The organism is Asticcacaulis sp., from assembly GCA_024707255.1.
GTDB lineage: Bacteria > Pseudomonadota > Alphaproteobacteria > Caulobacterales > Caulobacteraceae > Asticcacaulis.
In genome coordinates, this window is the sequence record JANQAC010000002.1 from 13,282 (window position 1) to 29,258 (window position 15,977).

Annotated in this window: 22 protein-coding genes and 8 pseudogenes; 23 read left to right on the plus strand and 7 right to left on the minus strand. The window is 67.2% G+C overall.

Going from position 1 to position 15,977, the window contains the following annotated elements:
• Window positions 1-111 precede the first annotated feature (111 nt).
• The 3 genes and pseudogenes from NVV72_11345 (at window position 112) to NVV72_11355 (ending at window position 1,237) form a co-directional block, all read left to right on the plus strand.
• A pseudogene (locus tag NVV72_11345) lies at window positions 112-222 on the plus strand (hypothetical protein).
• A 112-nt stretch (window positions 223-334) separates the two neighbouring features.
• Window positions 335-682 (plus strand): annotated as a pseudogene (locus tag NVV72_11350) (bifunctional ornithine acetyltransferase/N-acetylglutamate synthase).
• 378 nt (window positions 683-1,060) lie between these two features.
• On the plus strand, window positions 1,061-1,237 hold the full coding sequence (locus NVV72_11355) for a bifunctional ornithine acetyltransferase/N-acetylglutamate synthase (protein MCR6659905.1): 177 nt from the start codon (window positions 1,061-1,063) through the stop codon (window positions 1,235-1,237).
• Window positions 1,238-1,400: 163 nt separating this feature from the next.
• Here the strand turns inward: NVV72_11355 and NVV72_11360 are convergent, their stop codons facing one another.
• The gene (locus NVV72_11360; GenBank protein MCR6659906.1) at window positions 1,401-1,679 is read right to left on the minus strand and encodes a hypothetical protein; all 279 of its coding nucleotides are present in this window, start codon (window positions 1,677-1,679) and stop codon (window positions 1,401-1,403) included.
• A 418-nt stretch (window positions 1,680-2,097) separates the two neighbouring features.
• Here NVV72_11360 and NVV72_11365 point away from each other — a divergent pair, with 418 nt between their 5' ends.
• The 3 genes and pseudogenes from NVV72_11365 (at window position 2,098) to NVV72_11375 (ending at window position 3,117) form a co-directional block, all read left to right on the plus strand.
• Window positions 2,098-2,625 carry an NUDIX domain-containing protein gene (locus tag NVV72_11365; GenBank protein ID MCR6659907.1) on the plus strand — a complete coding sequence of 176 codons (528 nt, stop codon included), beginning with the start codon at window positions 2,098-2,100 and terminating at the stop codon, window positions 2,623-2,625.
• Window positions 2,626-2,724: 99 nt separating this feature from the next.
• Window positions 2,725-2,928, plus strand: coding sequence for a hypothetical protein (locus tag NVV72_11370; GenBank protein MCR6659908.1), 204 nt, complete (start codon window positions 2,725-2,727; stop codon window positions 2,926-2,928).
• A gap of 123 nt (window positions 2,929-3,051) precedes the next feature.
• Window positions 3,052-3,117: pseudogene (locus tag NVV72_11375) on the plus strand (Flp family type IVb pilin).
• A 102-nt stretch (window positions 3,118-3,219) separates the two neighbouring features.
• On the opposite strand, the gene NVV72_11380 reads toward NVV72_11375, so the two are convergent.
• Window positions 3,220-3,696, minus strand: coding sequence for a hypothetical protein (locus tag NVV72_11380; protein ID MCR6659909.1), 477 nt, complete (start codon window positions 3,694-3,696; stop codon window positions 3,220-3,222).
• A gap of 515 nt (window positions 3,697-4,211) precedes the next feature.
• Between NVV72_11380 and NVV72_11385 the strand changes: the two genes are divergently transcribed.
• The 9 genes and pseudogenes from NVV72_11385 (at window position 4,212) to NVV72_11425 (ending at window position 8,341) form a co-directional block, all read left to right on the plus strand.
• Window positions 4,212-4,745 (plus strand): double zinc ribbon domain-containing protein, encoded by a 534-nt coding sequence (locus NVV72_11385; protein MCR6659910.1) that lies wholly within the window; start codon window positions 4,212-4,214, stop codon window positions 4,743-4,745.
• A 23-nt stretch (window positions 4,746-4,768) separates the two neighbouring features.
• Window positions 4,769-5,017 (plus strand): phosphoribosyltransferase family protein, encoded by a 249-nt coding sequence (locus NVV72_11390; protein ID MCR6659911.1) that lies wholly within the window; start codon window positions 4,769-4,771, stop codon window positions 5,015-5,017.
• A gap of 31 nt (window positions 5,018-5,048) precedes the next feature.
• Window positions 5,049-5,317, plus strand: a pseudogene (grxC, locus tag NVV72_11395) (glutaredoxin 3).
• Window positions 5,318-5,335: 18 nt separating this feature from the next.
• Window positions 5,336-5,668 carry a hypothetical protein gene (locus NVV72_11400; GenBank protein MCR6659912.1) on the plus strand — a complete coding sequence of 111 codons (333 nt, stop codon included), beginning with the start codon at window positions 5,336-5,338 and terminating at the stop codon, window positions 5,666-5,668.
• Window positions 5,669-5,713: 45 nt separating this feature from the next.
• Window positions 5,714-6,214, plus strand: a complete 501-nt coding sequence (locus NVV72_11405; GenBank protein MCR6659913.1) for a hypothetical protein — start codon at window positions 5,714-5,716, stop codon at window positions 6,212-6,214.
• Window positions 6,211-6,636 carry a DUF1178 family protein gene (locus NVV72_11410; GenBank protein ID MCR6659914.1) on the plus strand — a complete coding sequence of 142 codons (426 nt, stop codon included), beginning with the start codon at window positions 6,211-6,213 and terminating at the stop codon, window positions 6,634-6,636. Before NVV72_11405 ends, NVV72_11410 begins: the two co-directional genes overlap by 4 nt.
• 117 nt (window positions 6,637-6,753) lie before the next feature.
• Window positions 6,754-7,386, plus strand: a complete 633-nt coding sequence (locus NVV72_11415; GenBank protein MCR6659915.1) for a DMT family transporter — start codon at window positions 6,754-6,756, stop codon at window positions 7,384-7,386.
• A 55-nt stretch (window positions 7,387-7,441) separates the two neighbouring features.
• Complete coding sequence (locus NVV72_11420) at window positions 7,442-7,672, plus strand: hypothetical protein (GenBank protein ID MCR6659916.1); 231 nt, start codon at window positions 7,442-7,444, stop codon at window positions 7,670-7,672.
• Between the two features lie 538 nt (window positions 7,673-8,210).
• A pseudogene (locus NVV72_11425) lies at window positions 8,211-8,341 on the plus strand (type II toxin-antitoxin system VapC family toxin).
• Window positions 8,342-8,446: 105 nt separating this feature from the next.
• On the opposite strand, the pseudogene ubiG reads toward NVV72_11425, so the two are convergent.
• Window positions 8,447-8,755, minus strand: a pseudogene (gene ubiG / locus NVV72_11430) (bifunctional 2-polyprenyl-6-hydroxyphenol methylase/3-demethylubiquinol 3-O-methyltransferase UbiG).
• Between the two features lie 70 nt (window positions 8,756-8,825).
• Window positions 8,826-9,035, minus strand: a pseudogene (locus NVV72_11435) (bifunctional 3-demethylubiquinol 3-O-methyltransferase/2-polyprenyl-6-hydroxyphenol methylase).
• Window positions 9,036-9,490: 455 nt separating this feature from the next.
• Here NVV72_11435 and NVV72_11440 point away from each other — a divergent pair.
• The 5 genes and pseudogenes from NVV72_11440 (at window position 9,491) to NVV72_11460 (ending at window position 13,709) form a co-directional block, all read left to right on the plus strand.
• Window positions 9,491-9,928 (plus strand): DUF5939 domain-containing protein, encoded by a 438-nt coding sequence (locus NVV72_11440; GenBank protein ID MCR6659917.1) that lies wholly within the window; start codon window positions 9,491-9,493, stop codon window positions 9,926-9,928.
• Window positions 9,852-10,679, plus strand: a complete 828-nt coding sequence (locus NVV72_11445; GenBank protein ID MCR6659918.1) for an adenylate/guanylate cyclase domain-containing protein — start codon at window positions 9,852-9,854, stop codon at window positions 10,677-10,679. The genes NVV72_11440 and NVV72_11445 overlap by 77 nt, the downstream gene beginning before the upstream one ends.
• Before the next feature lie 144 nt (window positions 10,680-10,823).
• Window positions 10,824-12,101, plus strand: a pseudogene (locus NVV72_11450) (aspartate kinase).
• Between the two features lie 330 nt (window positions 12,102-12,431).
• Window positions 12,432-13,529 (plus strand): GAF domain-containing protein, encoded by a 1,098-nt coding sequence (locus tag NVV72_11455; protein ID MCR6659919.1) that lies wholly within the window; start codon window positions 12,432-12,434, stop codon window positions 13,527-13,529.
• Between the two features lie 36 nt (window positions 13,530-13,565).
• A complete protein-coding gene (locus tag NVV72_11460; GenBank protein ID MCR6659920.1) occupies window positions 13,566-13,709 on the plus strand; it encodes a hypothetical protein in 144 nt (47 codons plus the stop codon).
• Window positions 13,710-13,776: 67 nt separating this feature from the next.
• Here the strand turns inward: NVV72_11460 and NVV72_11465 are convergent, their stop codons facing one another.
• Window positions 13,777-14,160 (minus strand): hypothetical protein, encoded by a 384-nt coding sequence (locus NVV72_11465; protein ID MCR6659921.1) that lies wholly within the window; start codon window positions 14,158-14,160, stop codon window positions 13,777-13,779.
• Between NVV72_11465 and NVV72_11470 the strand changes: the two genes are divergently transcribed.
• The 3 genes from NVV72_11470 (at window position 14,064) to NVV72_11480 (ending at window position 15,263) form a co-directional block, all read left to right on the plus strand.
• Window positions 14,064-14,477, plus strand: a complete 414-nt coding sequence (locus NVV72_11470; protein MCR6659922.1) for a hypothetical protein — start codon at window positions 14,064-14,066, stop codon at window positions 14,475-14,477. The genes NVV72_11465 and NVV72_11470 overlap by 97 nt on opposite strands.
• A 126-nt stretch (window positions 14,478-14,603) precedes the next feature.
• Window positions 14,604-14,849, plus strand: coding sequence for a type II toxin-antitoxin system prevent-host-death family antitoxin (locus NVV72_11475; GenBank protein MCR6659923.1), 246 nt, complete (start codon window positions 14,604-14,606; stop codon window positions 14,847-14,849).
• 3 nt (window positions 14,850-14,852) lie between these two features.
• Entirely contained in the window at window positions 14,853-15,263 is a 411-nt protein-coding gene (locus tag NVV72_11480) for a hypothetical protein (protein ID MCR6659924.1), read from the plus strand.
• Between the two features lie 123 nt (window positions 15,264-15,386).
• Here NVV72_11480 and NVV72_11485 read toward each other — a convergent pair whose 3' ends face one another.
• Window positions 15,387-15,689, minus strand: a complete 303-nt coding sequence (locus tag NVV72_11485; GenBank protein ID MCR6659925.1) for a PIN domain-containing protein — start codon at window positions 15,687-15,689, stop codon at window positions 15,387-15,389.
• Entirely contained in the window at window positions 15,686-15,946 is a 261-nt protein-coding gene (locus NVV72_11490) for an antitoxin (GenBank protein ID MCR6659926.1), read from the minus strand. The genes NVV72_11485 and NVV72_11490 overlap by 4 nt, the downstream gene beginning before the upstream one ends.
• Between the last annotated feature and the right edge of the window lie 31 nt (window positions 15,947-15,977).

Consider the following 15,977-nt stretch of genomic DNA (forward strand, 5'->3'; position numbering starts at 1 on the left):
ATCTCGCCGCTCGCCCCGAAGAAATACCCCAAGATGCCGGCGATCGACGGCGTGCGCATGGCGACCGCCGAGGCCGGCATCAAATACAAGAACCGCACCGACGTGCTGGCCATGGTCTTCGACGAAGGGACCGAGGTCGCGGGCGTGTTCACCCGCTCCAAATGCCCGTCCGCGCCGGTCGACTACTGCCGCCGGAACCTCCCCGGCGGCAAGGCGCGCGTCCTGGTCGTCAATTCCGGCAACGCCAACGCCTTCACCGGCAGGAAGGGCCGCGAGATCGACCGCGCTCACCGGCAAGGCGGGCGCCAAGGCTGCCGGCTGCCCGGAGAACGAGATATTCCTCGCCTCGACCGGCGTGATCGGCGAGCCGCTCGATGCGCCCGGCTTCTCGCACCTGCTTGCCGGCATGGTGAAGGAGGCGAAGCCCGAGTTCTGGCGCGAGGCCGCCAGCGCCATCATGACCACCGACACCTATCCGAAGGTCGCGACCGTCACCGTCAGGCTCGGCGATGCCGACGTCACCATCAACGGCATCGCCAAGGGCGCCGGCATGATCGCGCCCGACATGGCGACCATGCTCTCCTTCGTGGCGACCGATGCGCCGATCGCCGCTCCCGTGCTGCAGGCGCTGCTGTCGGGCGGGGTGGGCAAGACCTTCAATGCGATTACCGTCGACAGCGACACCTCGACCAGCGACACGCTGCTCCTGTTCGCGACGGGTGCGGCGAAGACGCGCGGCGCGCCCAGGATCGACGATCCGAAGGACCTGACGCGGCTCGCGGCCTTCAAGGCGCGCGCTGGGCAAGGTGCTGAAGTCGCTGGCGCTGCAGGTGGTGCGCGACGGCGAGGGCGCGCGCAAGCAGGTCGAGGTGAGCGTCACCGGCGCGAAGTCGGCGCGTTCGGCCAAGAAGATCGCGCTTTCCGATCGCCAACTCGCCGCTGGTCAAGACGGCGGTCGCCGGCGAGGACGCCAATTGGGGCCGCGTCGTCATGGCGGTCGGCAAGGCCGGCGAACCGGCCGACCGCGACCGGCCTGTCGATCTGGTTCGGCGACAACCGGCTGGCCTTCGAGGGCGAGCGCGACCCGGACTATTCCGAAGAGGCGACCTCGGCCTACATGAAGCGCGACGAAATCCGCATCCGCGCCGATATCGGCATCGGCCGCGGCAAGGCGACGGTCTGGACCTGCGACCTCACCAAGGAATATGTCGCCATCAACGGCGACTACAGAAGCTGATGGGCGAAACCGTGCCGGACAAGCAGCCGAAGGCGGGTCTGGTCGACCGTCCGCCGCTTCGAGGCGGCGGGGTTCCGCGCCTGGCCGGCCTCCGCCGTCCATTATGACGGCACCTGGGTCGTGCGACTCACCGCCGGCCACCCGGCAAAGCGGCTGAATTCGGTCAATCCGCTCGATCCGCACGACGTGCAGAACCTGCGCCGAGCGCATCATGCGGGCCGGCCGGCGCTTCGACGCCTATGGCCGGCCGCTCACCTTCCGCCTGTCGCCGCTCGCCGGCCGCAGGCTGGTCGCCTATCTCGACGGCGAGGGCTGGACGGCGTTCGGCGAGTCGCTGGTGATGCGGCTCGACCTCGACGACAACGAGGCCGTGCACGGGGCGATGGACCAGATCCCGATGCAGGACATGAGCCGTTTCATCTCCGCCTCGATGAAGACGCACGGCGCCGACCCGGCGCTGCGGCCCGGTCTTTCCGAGGTCATCGGCGCGATCCAGCCCGAAGCGGGCCTGTTCGTGCTGGAACAGGAAGACGAGCCGCTGGCCACCGCCATCTGCGTGCAGGACGGCGACCTCGCCGGCCTGTTCGAGGTCGCCACCGCCGAGGCCGAGCGCGGCACAGGGCCACGGCCGGCGCCTGCTGCTCTCGGCGCTGAAATGGGCGAGGCTGCGCGGCGCGCGTCATGCCTGGCTGCAGGTCGAGGCCGACAATTTCGGGGCGCGGCGGCTCTACGGCACGCTCGGCTTCACCGAACTCTACCGCTACCACTACCGCCGCCGGCCGGAGAGCCTGAGCTTGGACGCCGCGGTGAAGAAGCCCTGCTGGTCGCCGCCTGTCGCGCTGGTCGACGCGGACGGCCGCGTGCTCCTGGCGCAGCGCCCGCCGGGCAAGACGCTGGCCGGCCTGTGGGAGTTTCCGGGCGGCAAGGTCGAGCCGGGCGAGACGCCGGAGGAAACGATCGTGCGCGAGGTGCGCGAGGAGATCGGCATCGAGACCAGGGTCGCGTGCCTGGCGCCGCTCACCTTCGCCAGCCATTCCTACGAGGACTTCCACCTTTTTGATGCCGCTCTATGTCTGCCGCCGCTTCTGGGGCATCCCCGAGCCCCGGGAAGGGCAGGCGCTGAAATGGGTGCGGCCGCGCAACATGCGCGACTACCCGATGCCGCCGGCCGACCTGCCGCTGATCCCGCACCTCATCGACCTGCTCTGACCGGCGGCGCCGATTCCCTTCCTCCACCGTTAATGAACCGTTTAGGCAAGTGTGGAAAATTGCCTGTTCAGCGGTTTTGCCACGACCGCGCCGCAGCCGACGCGGCGCCGGAGCACGGTCGAAAGTCATGCTTTCGGATCGTGCCTGCAATCGAGGGGGATGGTCGACATGACGCCTGAAAGACGACTGGGATCAGATCCGCGGCCGCAGCGCACCGCTGTTCGGCGTCGCCGGAATGAGCATGCTGCGCATCGCGCTTTTGTTCGGCTCCGGCCGCCGTGGCGCTGGCGCTGATCCTGACGCCGATGGCCGACCGCTATTCGAAAACACAGATCGTCGGCGCCGAAGCGCTCGATTTCATCTCGACCAGCTCGGTCGGACAGCGCGGCGGCCGTAGCTATACGATCCGCCGCAGCGTGCTGCAGGCGCCGGGCGCGGTGTGCATCATAGACTCGGCAGGCCGGCGCAGCGGCGATTGCTGAGGCCGCCGGCACGGCCTGCCGCAGTCTTTCTTAACGCTGCGGCATTAACCTTTCTTAACGCTGTGCCGTTAACGTTTCTTAACGGGTGAGCGGTAGGTTTCCGCCAACACGGGGTGGAACGCCATGCAACTGATCCGGCGATTTCTTGCAGACAGGAACGGCGCGACCGCGATCGAATACGGCCTGATCATCGCGGTGCTGTCGCTGGTCATCGTCGGCGGCATCAGCCAGGCATGGGCAACGCCATTTCCGACATGTTCGCCAATAAGGACAGGGCGCTGCAGAACGCCTTCAACAACTGATCAGCCGTTTCCTTTCGGCCCCAGCACCTTGGCCAGCGACACTTCCGCCGAGCCGGGCTTCAGCGGCTTCTGCTGCGAGGCGTCCGGCGTCCAGCCCGACATCCAGATGAACGAGAAGGTCGCCCGGATGCGCCCGTCCGGGTCCGGAGAAGCGTTCGGCATAGATCTCCGCCGCGCGGGCGAAGAATTCCGGGTCGCCGGCCGCCGCGAGCGTCCGGACGCCGCGAGCGGGTTGGTGGCGCCCATGGCGCGCAGGTCGCGCATCAGGTCGAACATCGTATCGTAGCGCACCGTCACCGGTCTCGACGTCGGCGACCGGCAGTGCGAAGCCCGCCCGCTGCAGCAGCGCGCCGGCGTCGCGGACGTCGGCGAAGGGCGCCACGCGCGGGCTGGCGCCGCCCGACAGCTCGGCTTCGGCCGCCAGCAGGCTCTCGCGCAGCTCGGCCAGCGTGCCCTGGCCGAGCATGGCGCCGAGGCAACAGCCCGTCCGGCTTCAGCGCCCGGCGTATCTGGGTCAGCAGGCCGGGAATGTCGTTCTCGTCCTGCAGGGCGAGCAGCGACACGGCGAGGTCGATGCTGGCGGGCTCCAGCGGCACCGTGTCCGGGCGGCGCAGCCACGCCGGCCTCCCCGCCGAGGAAAGCTGCATCGGTCTCGACCCTCACTGCCTCCTCCACCTTGCCGGTAGGCGAGCACCACGTCGCGCGCCGCCGGCGTGACCGCTGAACAGCGCGGCGGCCCTCGAAACCGCCGCCCGACGGTCGCCGACAGGCTCGCCAAGGTCGTCGGCGACATGCCGCATCAGGAAATCGGCGCCTTCCACGGCCCGCCGCCGCGCGCGCAGCCGGTGCGGGCGACCAAGAGGTCGGCGTCGATGATCCTGGTTTGGTTCATCGCCTTCCGAGCCGGCGCCGCATTGAAAAAATGCGCCGCGCCGGTCTTCTGCTATTCTCGCGCCGGGCCGTCAAGCCGGTGGGGGCGATGTGGGGGTTGCGGTTGCAGCGGTCAAGGGCGGGACGCGCTGGCTGATCGTCCGCGCCGCGGCAATGCTGTTCCCGCCCGTCTGCGCGGGATGCCGCGTGCTGGTGCATGCGCCCGGCGCGCTGTGCGGCCAATGCTGGCCGAAGCTGCGCTTCCTGGAACAGCCCTGGTGCGAGGTGATGGGCACGCCCTTCGCAGTACGAGATGGGCGAGGGGTTCCTGTCCGCCGAGGCGATCGCCGATCCGCCGCCCTTCGCGCGCGCGCGGGCGGCGGTCGCCTACACCGGCGTCGCGCGGCCGATGGTGCAGGCCTGAAATACCGCGACCGCACCGACCTCGCGCCCTGGATGGCGCGCTGGATGCTGCGCGCCGGGGCCGAGCTTGCGCGCGAGGCCGATGTCGTCGTGCCGGTGCCGCTGCACTGGCGGCGCTTCTTCTCGCGGCGCTTCAACCAGTCGGCCGAGCTGGCGCGGGCGGTCGCCCGGCTCTCCGGCAGGCCGTTTTGCGCCGATGGCGGTCAGGCGCGTCAAGGCTGACGCGCCAGCAGGTGGGGCTGGCCTTGCGCGAGCGCGGGAGGAGAACGTGCGCGGCCGCCTTTGGGGTGCCGCCCGAACAGGACATAACGGTGCGCGGCCGCCGGGTGCTGGTGGTCGACGACGTCTACACCACGGGCGCCACCGTGTCGGCGGTGACGAAGGCGCTGAAGAAGGGCGGCGCCCACGCGGTCGACGTGCTGACCTTCGCCCGCGCCCTGCCCGGCGACGAGCCCGGGGACTTCCAGCCCGATGATCTCGGCACCTATATATAGGAAACTGCGAAGTCAGGCTGACGGAACGGCCATGGTGGAAGTGACGATCTACACCCGGGTGATGTGCGGCTACTGCGCCGCCGCCAAGCGGCTGCTCGAGCGCAAGGGCGTCGCCTACACCGAGCACGACGCCAGCTTCTCGCCGGAACTGCGGCAGGAGATGATCTCCCGCGCCAACGGCCGCTCGCACCTTTCCGCAGATTTTCATCGGCGACTATCATGTCGGCGGCTCCGACGATCTGCACGAGCTGGACGCGCCAGGGCAGGCTGGACGGGCTGCTCGCCAAGGCGGGCAGTTGAACTAGGATTTTTCGAGAGATGGGCATCTTCAAGGTCGCAGCCGTCCAGATGCGCTCCGGCAAGGAGGCGGGCCGCAACGTCGTCGATTTCGAGGCGCTGGTGCGCGAGGCCGCCGGCAGAGGCGCGACCTATGTGCAGACGCCGGAGATGACCGGCGCGCTGATGCGCGACAAGGCCGACCGGGCGCGCTCGCGTTCAAGGCCGGCGCAGGACGACCAGATCGTCACCGCCGCGCGCCGGCTGGCGGCCGAGCTCGGCATCCACCTGCATGTCGGCTCGACCGGCATTCTCGCGGCACGACGGCAAGATCGCCAACCGCGCCTTCCTGTTCGGGCCGGACGGCTCGCTTGACCGCCCGCTACGACAAGATCCACATGTTCGACGTCGACCTCGACAATGGCGAGAGCTGGCGCGAATCCGCGACCTACGAGCCCGGGCGCGAGGCGGTGGTGGCCGACATCGGCGCCGCCAGGCTCGGCTTCGCCATCTGCTACGATCTGCGCTTCCCGCAGCTTTTCCGCGCCGAGGCGCTGGCGGGGTGCGGAGGTGCTCACCGTGCCCGCCGCCTTCACGCGCCAGACCGGCGAGGCGCACTGGCACATACTGCTGCGCGCGCGCGCCATCGAGAACGGCGCCTTCGTGATCGCCGCCGCGCAAGGAGGGCAGCACGAGGACGGCCGCGAGACCTTCGGCCATTCGCTGATCGTCGACCCCTGGGGCCGCATCCTCGCCGAGGCCGACCATGACGAGCCGGGCGTGATCGTCGCCGAGATCGACACCGCCGCTGTCGGCGGACGCGCGCCGGAAAATCCCCAACCTCAAGAATGCGCGCGCGAATTCGCGCTCGGCAGCGTGGCGGCGGCGCCGGTCGCGTTCCGGGAGCGCCGCGCGGGATGATCCGGTTTTCCCTGATCTGCGAGCACGACCACGAGTTCGAGGGCATGGTTCCGCAACAGCGACGACTTCGACCGCCAGAAGAAGCGCGGCTTCGTCGATTGCCCGACCTGCGGCTCCGGCAAGGTCGGCAAGGCGCTGATGGCGCCCGCCGTCTCGACCGGGCGCAAGAAGGAAAAATCGCCCTCGCCATGAACGAGATGCAGAAGAAGGCGATGGCGGCGATGAAGGCGCTGTCGGAGAAGATGCGCGAGAACGCCGACTATGTCGGCGACAAGTTCGCCGAAGAGGCGCGCAAGATCCATTTCGGCGAAGCCGATCCGCGCGGCATCTACGGCGAGGCCACGCTGGAAGAAGCAAGAAGCCTCGCCGAGGACGGCGTCGGCTTCATGCCGATCCCGGTGTTTCCCGAGGACCGCAACTGAGCGGACGCTTCCGCTGGAGATCCCCGCTCGTCAATTCCCGTGCCTGCGCTGTCTGGAACATCGGCCTTCGCTGGCGTGCCGCTGTCGGGTCCGCTCCGGACCGGATAACCAGCGGCCATGAACGCGCTCCGGAATTCGGCCCTCGGCCTGCTCGTCATCACAGGCGCTTTGCTTGGCCTGTCGCTGCCTTTCGGCAAGATCGCCACCGAGGCCGGCGTGCCGCCCGTCGTCTGGGCCTTCGTCATTTCGGCCGGCGGCGGCGGCGCGATCCTCGCCGCCATGCTGCTGCGGGGCGAGCGCGTGAGGCTCACCGCCCGCAAGTTGCGCTATTTCCTCATCACCGCGGCCATCACCTACGCGCTGCCCAACCTCCTGCTGTTCTCGGTCATGCCGCATGTCGGGGCGGGTTATGCCGGCATCATGTACACGCTGTCGCCTATCCTGACGCTGGTGCTCTCGATCCTCTTCGGCGTGCGCAAGCCCAACCTGCTCGGCATCCTCGGCATCGCCATCGGCTTCGTCGGCGCGGTGATGGTGGCGACGACGCGCGGCCAGCTCGGCGAGCCGGCGGCGCTGTTCTGGGTCGCGGTCGCGCTCGTCATCCGCTCAGCCTCGCCTGCGGCAACATCTACCGCACCGTCGACTGGCCGGCCGACGCCACCCGCTGGAGCTCGCCGTCGGCAGCAACCTCGCCGCCGGCCTCATCCTGCTTGTCGGAATAGGCGCTTCTGCCCGGCCTGCCCACGATAGGCGCGCTAGCCGACGTCCCGCTGGTGACCGTCGCGCAGATCACCGCGTCGGCCTGATGTTCGCCGTCTTCTTCCGCCTGCAGATCGTCGGCGGCCCGGTCTATCTCAGCCAGATCGGCTACGTCGCCGCGGCGATCGGCCTGTTCTCAGGCACGCTCTTCCTCGGCGAGCGCTACGGGCTGCTCACCTGGCTGGGGGCCGTGGTCATCGCCGTTGGCGTGATCGTGACGACGAAGGCGCAATCCACGAAGGCTTGCAGGTGCCGCTCTGTGTATCCTCTAATGTAACACGGATACACAGAAGCGGGATACACCGTGGCCTTCACATCAAGAATGCTGGGACGGATGCGCTGGCCCGCAAAGTGGCCGCATTGAAGAAGACCGGCCTAACCGAAGCGCCGTTCACACGGCGCTGGTTCACGAGTTGGAGCGCGAGAAGGCAAAGCCGTCACTGGTGGAGATCGGGATAGTATGCGCGCGAGGTTCGCGCTCGAAGCAATCCCGAGAAAAAGGGCTCCCGGCCGACAAGGCACCCATCTACAGCCTCTACGAGGACGACTGATAGTTCATCGACGCGCGGCGGCGCTTGTCGCGATGGTGGCTGGGGAGGAGGATGCGCCTGAACTGTTCAGGCGGCTTGAAAAGTCACGAGCGAGGCTCACCTCACCCTTGGCTGTCTGGGGGTTTCCATCGCTGCATCGCGGCCCTTGAACAGATCACCCAAAGCGGCGCAGGGCGAAGTCGAAAGACTCTCGCTCTGATGGAAATCGAGATCGCTGCGGTACCGCCATCCACCACCGGCGAAGCCATCGACGCTTTGGAGCGCTACGGCAAAGGCCGTCACAAGGCAGGGCTGAACTTCGGCGATTGCTTTGCTTATGCCTGTGCCAGGCGATCTGGCCTTCCGCTGCTCTACAAGGCAGCGACTTCGCCCTGACGGACATTGAAACAGCGTAGGCTACGCTCCCGACTTCTCCGCCAGCAGCATGTAGTTGACGTCCATGTCCTGGACTGCTGCCAGCGGTCGGTGAGCGGGTTGTAGGTCACGCCGGTGCGGTCGAATATCGCCATGCCGGCTTCGGCCAGCGCCTTTTCCAGTTCCTCGGGGCGCACCAGCTTTTCGTACTGGTGGGTGCCCTTCGGCAGCCAGCGCAACACATACTCGGCGCCGACGATCGCCAGCCCCTGCGTCTTCATCGTGCGGTTGATGGTGGCGACGAACATCAGCCCGCCGGGTCTCACCATCTCGGCGCAGCGCGCTACGAACAGGCCGACATCGGCGACGTGCTCGACCACCTCCATGTTGAGGACGACGTCGAATTTCTCGCCGGCGTCGGCCAGCTCCTCGGCGGTCGACGCGCGGTAGTCGATGGTGACGCGCGACTCGGCCGCATGCAGCCTGGCTGACCTCGATGTTCGTCTCCGAGGGATCGACGCCCACGACCTCCGCGCCCAGCCTCGCCATCGGCTCGCACAGCAGGCCGCCGCCGCAGCCTATGTCGAGGAAGCGCAACCCCTCGAACGGCCTTGCCGCATGCGGGTCGCGGCCGAAGCGCGCCGCCACCTGGTCGCGTATATAGGCGAGGCGAACCGGGTTGAACTTGTGCAGCGGGCGGAATTTCCCTTGCGGGTTCCACCACTCGGCGGCCATCGCCGAAAAACGCTCCACTTCGGTATGGTGATCGTTGTCCGTGCGGCTTCGGCCATGTCGATGCTCCTTCGCGACGAGGAAGTCGGGCGCGGCTGTAACAAAGTCAAGGCCGGATCGAAGAATCGATGCAGCCGCGCCCATGTCAGCATCGAACGCCATAGTGATGGTGGCAGGGGGCAGGGTGGTATAATGTCCCGTCAGCTTGGCGGTTGCGCGTTTCGCTGGGGAGATGGCCATGAGCGAAGCCAGGATTTCTTCACGCTGCTCAGGCAGTCGGCCGACGGCCGCGTGGTCGATGCGCTCGAACGGCTTGTCGCGGACGCTTCCGACCACCAGCTGTGCCGCATCAATCCGCTCGCCTTCGCGACCAGGAACGGTCTCGACGAGGAAGACACCATCGCCGCTTTCCTACACGGCACGCGCATCGGCATGTTCGACATCGCCTGGAACGTGCTTTGTCCGGGCTGCGGCGGCGTGCTCGACACCAACGCCACGCTGAAGACCGTGCAGAAGCAGGAATACACCTGCGCGCTGTGCGCCGACTCCTACGAGCCGACGCTGGACGAGATGGTCGACGTGACGTTCACCGTCAGCCGCGGCTGCGGCGGATCACCGCCCACAATCCCGACGACCTGTCGCTGCTCGAATATTATCGGCAGTTGTACTGGGGTTCCGGCGTCGACCTGCCGGAAGAAGGCTACGACGCCCTGGTCGACGAATTCATCATCGACCACGTCGAACTCGGGCCAGGCGAGAAGGGCGTTCTGTCGGTCCAGCTGCCGGCCGAATTCGTCATCGTCTTCGAGCCGGTGACGCATTCGGCGCAGTTCATCGACGCCAAGGGCGAGCCGACGCGCGAGCGGCAGGCGCTCTCGCTTCTCCTTCGACCGTGAACACATGCACAACCAGACGCTGGAGATGCGGCCGGGACCGCTGCGCCTTTCGCTGGAAAACCGCACCGACACGCGCGTCCTGCCCAGCATCTGCATTGCCGGCGACGCGCTGCACGGCTTGCTCCACCGCCGCCGGCCCTTCCTCACCGCCAAGCGGCTGCTCTCCAACCAGACGTTCCGCGACCTCTACCGGACCGACACGCTGGACGTCGACCAGCGGCTGAAAATCACCAGCCTGACCTTCCTGTTCACCGATCTCAGGGGCTCGACCGAGCTTTACGAGCGGGTCGGCGACCTGGTCGCCTTCGACCTGGTGCGCGCGCATTTCCATGTGCTCAACGAGATCGTCGCCGCGGAGGCCGGCGCGGTCGTCAAGACGATCGGCGACGCCGTCATGGCGACCTTCCCGACGCCGGACCGGGCCGTCGCCGCGGCGCTGCGCATGCGCGAGGCGATGCGCGAGCTGAACAGCCGCAACGGCCGCGAGGACCTGCTGCTGAAGATCGGCGTCCATGAAGGGCCTTGCATCGCGGTCACCCTCAACGAACGGCAGGACTATTTCGGATCGACGGTCAACATCGCGTCCCGCGTGCAGGGGCTCGCCAATTCGCAGTCGATTTTCGCCACCGGCGCCGTCGTCGAGGACAAGAAGACGATCGACCTGCTGAAAAGCAAGGCTTTGACGCCCCAGTCCAACAACGTCTCGCTCAGGGGCATCGAGCGGGAAGTGCTGGTCTACGCCATTCCTTAGCCAGGACGGCCGCTGCGGCCGAGAGCGCCCTTGCCTGCGCAGGGCCTATTGGATATTGAGGCCGCGCAATCCGCGGGCCGGCCCCGGTCCGTATCTTTTCAGGCAATTCCGGGATTTTCGGCCCGGCCAAGGCATCCGGCTTCCATGGCGCGCATCGTGATGAAATTCGGCGGAACCTCCGTGGCCGATATCGGCCGCATCCGCAACGTCGCGCGCCACGTCAAACGCGAGGTCGACGCCGGCCATCAGGTCGCCGTCGTGGTCTCGGCCATGGCCGGCAAGACCAACGAGCTGGTTGGCTGGGTGCAGGACGCCTCGAAGGCCGAAGGCTCCAACTTCAACATCTACGATGCCCGCGAATACGACGCCGTGGTCGCTTCCGGCGAGCAGGTGACGGCCGGGACTGCTGGCGCTCGTGCTGCAGGCGATGGGCGTCCATGCCCGCTCCTGGCAGGGCTGGCAGATACCGATCAAGACCGACAACGCGCACGGCGCCGCGCGCATCGAGGAGATCGACGGCTCCTTCCTGATGCAGCGTTTCGGCGAGGGCGCAGGTCGCGGTGATCGCCGGCTTCCAGGGGATCGCGCCCGACAACCGCATCGCGACGCTGGGCCGCGGCGGCTCCGACACCAGCGCCGTCGCCATCGCCGCGGCGGTCAAGGCCGACCGCTGCGACATCTATACCGATGTGGACGGCGTCTACACGACCGACCCGCGCATCGAGCCCAAGGCGCGCCGCCTGCCGAAGATCTCCTTCGAGGAAATGCTCGAAATGGCCTCGCTCGGCGCCAAGGTGCTGCAGGTGCGCTCGGTCGAGCTTGCCATGGTGCACAAGGTGCGCACATTCGTGCGCTCCTCTTTCGATGACCCGGACGCGCCGGGGATGGGCGATCTGCTCAATCCGCCCCGGAACGCTCATTTGCGACGAGGATGAAATCGTGGAACAGCAGGTCGTCACCGGTATCGCCTACGCCAAGGACGAAGCCCAGATATCGCTGAGGCGCGTGGCCGACCGGCCGGGCGTCGCCGGCGGCATCTTCGGGCCGCTGGCCGAGGCCAACATCAATGTCGACATGATCGTCCAGAACATCTCCGAGGACGGGAAGTCGACCGACATGACCTTCACCGTGCCCTCCGGCGACGTCGCCAAGGCGCTGGCCGTGCTCGACAAGGTCAGGCAGACCGTGGGCTTCGACGTCCTCCAGCACGACGAGGGCATGTCGAAAGTGTCGGTCATCGGCATCGGCATGAGGAGCCACGCGGGCGTGGCCGCCACCGCCTTCAAGGCGCTGGCCGAGAAGTCGATCAACATCCGGGCGATCACCACCTCCGAGATCAAGATCTCGATCCTGATCGACGGCCCGTACACGGAATTGGCGGTGCGGACTTTGCATTCCGTCTACGGTCTGGATAAGCAGTAACGAGCTAGTATTCTTGTTCGGCGTCCCGGAAGCGCAACGCGCCTCCGGTGAGGGCATCGGGTGTCCGGGCACGGCATGCCGCCATGCCCCAGGAGAGCTGCTTTATGCGTGACATGGCCGCAGGCCCGCGCGTTCTGTTGAAACGGCTCCGCGAACTGATGGCGGAGGCGCTCGAGCCGCAGGAGCGGCTCGACCGCATCGTGCACGACATCGCCCAGAACATGGTGGCCGAGGTCTGCTCGCTCTACGTGCTGCGCGCCGACTCGGTGCTCGAGCTCTACGCCACCGAAGGCCTGAACCGCGGATCCGGTCCACCTGGCGCAACTGCGTCTGGGCCAGGGCCTCGTCGGCACGATCGCGGCCAGCGCCCGCGCGCTGAACCTGCCCGACGCCCAGCAGCACCCGGCCTTCGCCTACCTGCCGGAGACCGGCGAGGAGATCTATTCGTCCTTCCTCGGCGTGCCTGTGCTGAGGGCAGGGCGCACGCTCGGCGTGCTTGTCGTGCAGAACCGCACCAAGCGCCAGTACCGCGACGACGAGGTCGAGGCGCTGGAAACGGCCGCCATGGTGATCGCCGAGATGATCGCGGCGGGCGAGCTCGCCCGCCTCACCCGGCCGGGGCTGGAGCTCGACCTGCGCCGCCCCGCGAGCTTTACCGGCATCTCCTTCAACGACGGCGTCGGGCTCGGCCATGTCGTGCTGCACGAGCCGCGCATCGTCGTCACCAACCTCTTCAACGAGGACAGCGACGAGGAGATGCGGCGGCTGGAGCAGGCGCTGGGATCGCTGCGCCTCTCCATCGACGACATGCTGTCGCGCCGCGACGTCGCCTTCGAGGGCGAGCACCGCGCCGTGCTCGAGGCCTACCGCATGTTCGCCAACGACCGGGGCTGGGTGCGCAGGCTCGACGAGGCGGTGCGCAACGGCCTGACCGCCGAGGCGGCGGGTCGAGAAGGTGCAGAGCGACATGCGCGCGCGCATGCTGCACATGACCGATCCCTATCTGCGCGAGCGGATGAGCGATTTCGACGACCTCGCCAACCGGCTGCTGCGCATGCTGATGAGGCCAAGCGGTGCCGGACGACGTCGCCGCAGCGCTGCCCAAGGACGCCATCATCGTCGCCCGCTCGATGGGCGCGGCCGAGCTCTCGACTACCCGCGCGAGAAGCTGCGCGGGCTGGTGCTGGAGGACGGCGCCGTCACCAGCCACGTCGTCATCGTGGCGCGCGCCATGGGCATTCCCGTCGGCCACGTGAAGGGTGCCGTCTCGATGGCGGAGAACGGGCGACTCCGATCATCGTCGACGGCGACGACGGGCACGATCCACCTGCGCCCGCAGTCCGACCTCGAGATCCGCCTATGCCGAGAAGGTGCGCTTCCGCGCCCGCCGGCAGGAGCTCTACCGCGAGCTGCGCCAAGCGGCCCTGACCAGCAAGGACGGCGTCAAGCTCGATCTCCTGATGAATGCCGGCCTCGCCGGTCGACCTGCCGCAGCTCGCCGAGTCGGGCGCGGGCGGCATCGGCCTCTTCCGCACCGAGCTGCAGTTCATGGTCGCCTCCACCTTCCCGCGCGCCGAGGCGCAGGAAGCAGGCTCTACCGCGACGTGATCGACGCGGCGAGGGGCAAGCCGGTCACCTTCCGCACCATCGACATCGGCGGCGACAAGGTGCTGCCCTATTTCAAGAAGCGTCGTGCACCCGGAGGAGAACCCGGCGCTCGGCTGGCGCGCGATTCGCCCTCACCCTCGACCGGCCGGGGCTGCTGCGCACGCAGATCCGCGCGCTGCTGAAGGCCGCCGGCGGGCGCGAGCTGCGGCGTGATGCTGCCGATGGTCACCGTGCTTTCGAGATCGCGCAGGCGCGCGAGATCATCGACCGCGAGGTGCGGCATCTGTCGCGCTTCGCCCACCACCTGCCGACCAGCCTGAAGCTCGGCGCCATGCTCGAAGTGCCGGCGCTGCTCTGGCAGCTCGACGAGCTGATGAAGGCGGTCGACTTCGTCTCGGTCGGCTCGAACGACCTCTTCCAGTTCGTCATGGCGCGCCGACCGCGGCAACACCGCAGCTTTCCGACCGCTTCGACACGCTGTCGGTGCCGTTCCTGCGCGTGCTGAAGCAGATCGCCGACGCCGGCGCGCGCAACCATACGCCGGTGACGCGCTGTGCGGCGAGCTCGCCGGGCCGGCCGATCTCGGCGATGGCGCTGATCGGCCTCGGCTACCGCTCGATCTCGATGTCGCCGGCCTCGATCGGCCCGGTGAAGGCGATGCTGACCGAGCTGCCGGTCGGCGAGCTGACGCAATTCTTCGAGGAAAACCTCGCCGGCCACGCCGCCGGCCTGCCGATGCGCGCGCGCTGCTGCACGCTTTGCGGATGATCGCGGGATACCGCTGTAGGCGGCAAGCGGCGGTTCTGGCCGGCTGCTCATGGTGCGCTCAGCCACTCTCGTCCATTTTGGATAATATATATATATTCCACGTATTGGAAAAGACTGGAGATATTTATGCGCCAGTTCAGCACGGTGGAATTGACCCAAAAGATTGGCGATGTGACGCATCTGGCGAGCCGTGAGCCGGTGGCGATCACCCAGCACCGCAAACCTCGCTTCGTGCTTATGAGCATCGAGGACTATGAGCGGTTGGTCAGTCGCGGCGACGCGCGCCAGGCGTGGTCCGCGAAGGACGTCCCCGACGATCTGCTCGAAGAGCTGGAAACGGCGTTTGACGCCTACAGGTCGGCGCCCAGATAATCTGTGGCGTTCGAGGAGCTCCAAACCGGCGTCATCATCTCCTATCCATTCCTCTGGCTTCGAGAGGCGGAAAAAGGAGAAACCGAGGGGCGAAAACCTCGTCCGACCGCCGTGGCGCTGCGCCTGATACGACCCGGCGGCGATGCCGTGGTGCTGCTGCCGATAACGACCCAGCCGCCAGCCACGAACCGTGTGGCGGTTGAAGTTCCCGACACCGAGAAGCAACGCGCTGGCCGCCAAATTACCACACGCTGCTGGATCATCCTCGATGAATTCAACACGGACATCATAGGCAGATCCTTCTACCTCGAGCCGGAACGGCCGCTCGGCGCTTTCAGCCGGGCCTTTTTCCAGCCGGTCGCAAAGGCGTTCATCGCCAACATCAGGAAAGCGCGGAAAATACCGCGTCGGTAGCCGTCGGTTCGCGTTAACCCGCCGCCACGGTCCAATCCTCCAGCCGCAAATCCTCGACCCGCTGGAATTCACTGACATTGTTCGTCACCAGGGTCGCGCCATGATGTTTTGCCTGGCCGGCGATCAGCACGTCGAAAGGCCCGATTGGCGTCCCCTTTCGCGCCAGGCCAGCCCGGATTTCGCCCGCGGCCGCGCATCTTCCAGGTCGAAGTCGAGGATGACGAGGTCGGCGAACAGCAGCCGGAGCGTCTCCAGATTGTGCGCGACCTTTTGACTCTTGTAGGCGCCGAAATAAAGCTCGTGTGCTACGATCGAGCTTGTGCCTGCCGCACCCGGTTTGATGCGGTCCAGCCGCGCCAGAACGGCGTCCGATCTCTTGCCGACAAGCGCGATCAGCGTGTTGGTGTCGAGCAGGTATTCGATCACGGGAACGTCTTGTCCAGGTCAGGCCTCTCCTGCTCCTCCGGCTGCTCACGGCCGTGTTTTAGGAAGTCGGAGCTGAAGCCTCGGCTCACGGCGGCGCGCAGCGACGCCCAGCGTTCGTGCTGCTCGACGCGCGGTCGCAGGATGATGGCGTCGCCCTCTCGGGAAATCTCGACCTCGTCGGCGTTGAGGCGGAATTCCTTCGGCAGGCGGACAGCCTGGGAGTTTCCCGACTGGAAGACGCGAGCATAACGGGACATCTATATCCCTTTTATCCCTTTCCGTATATAC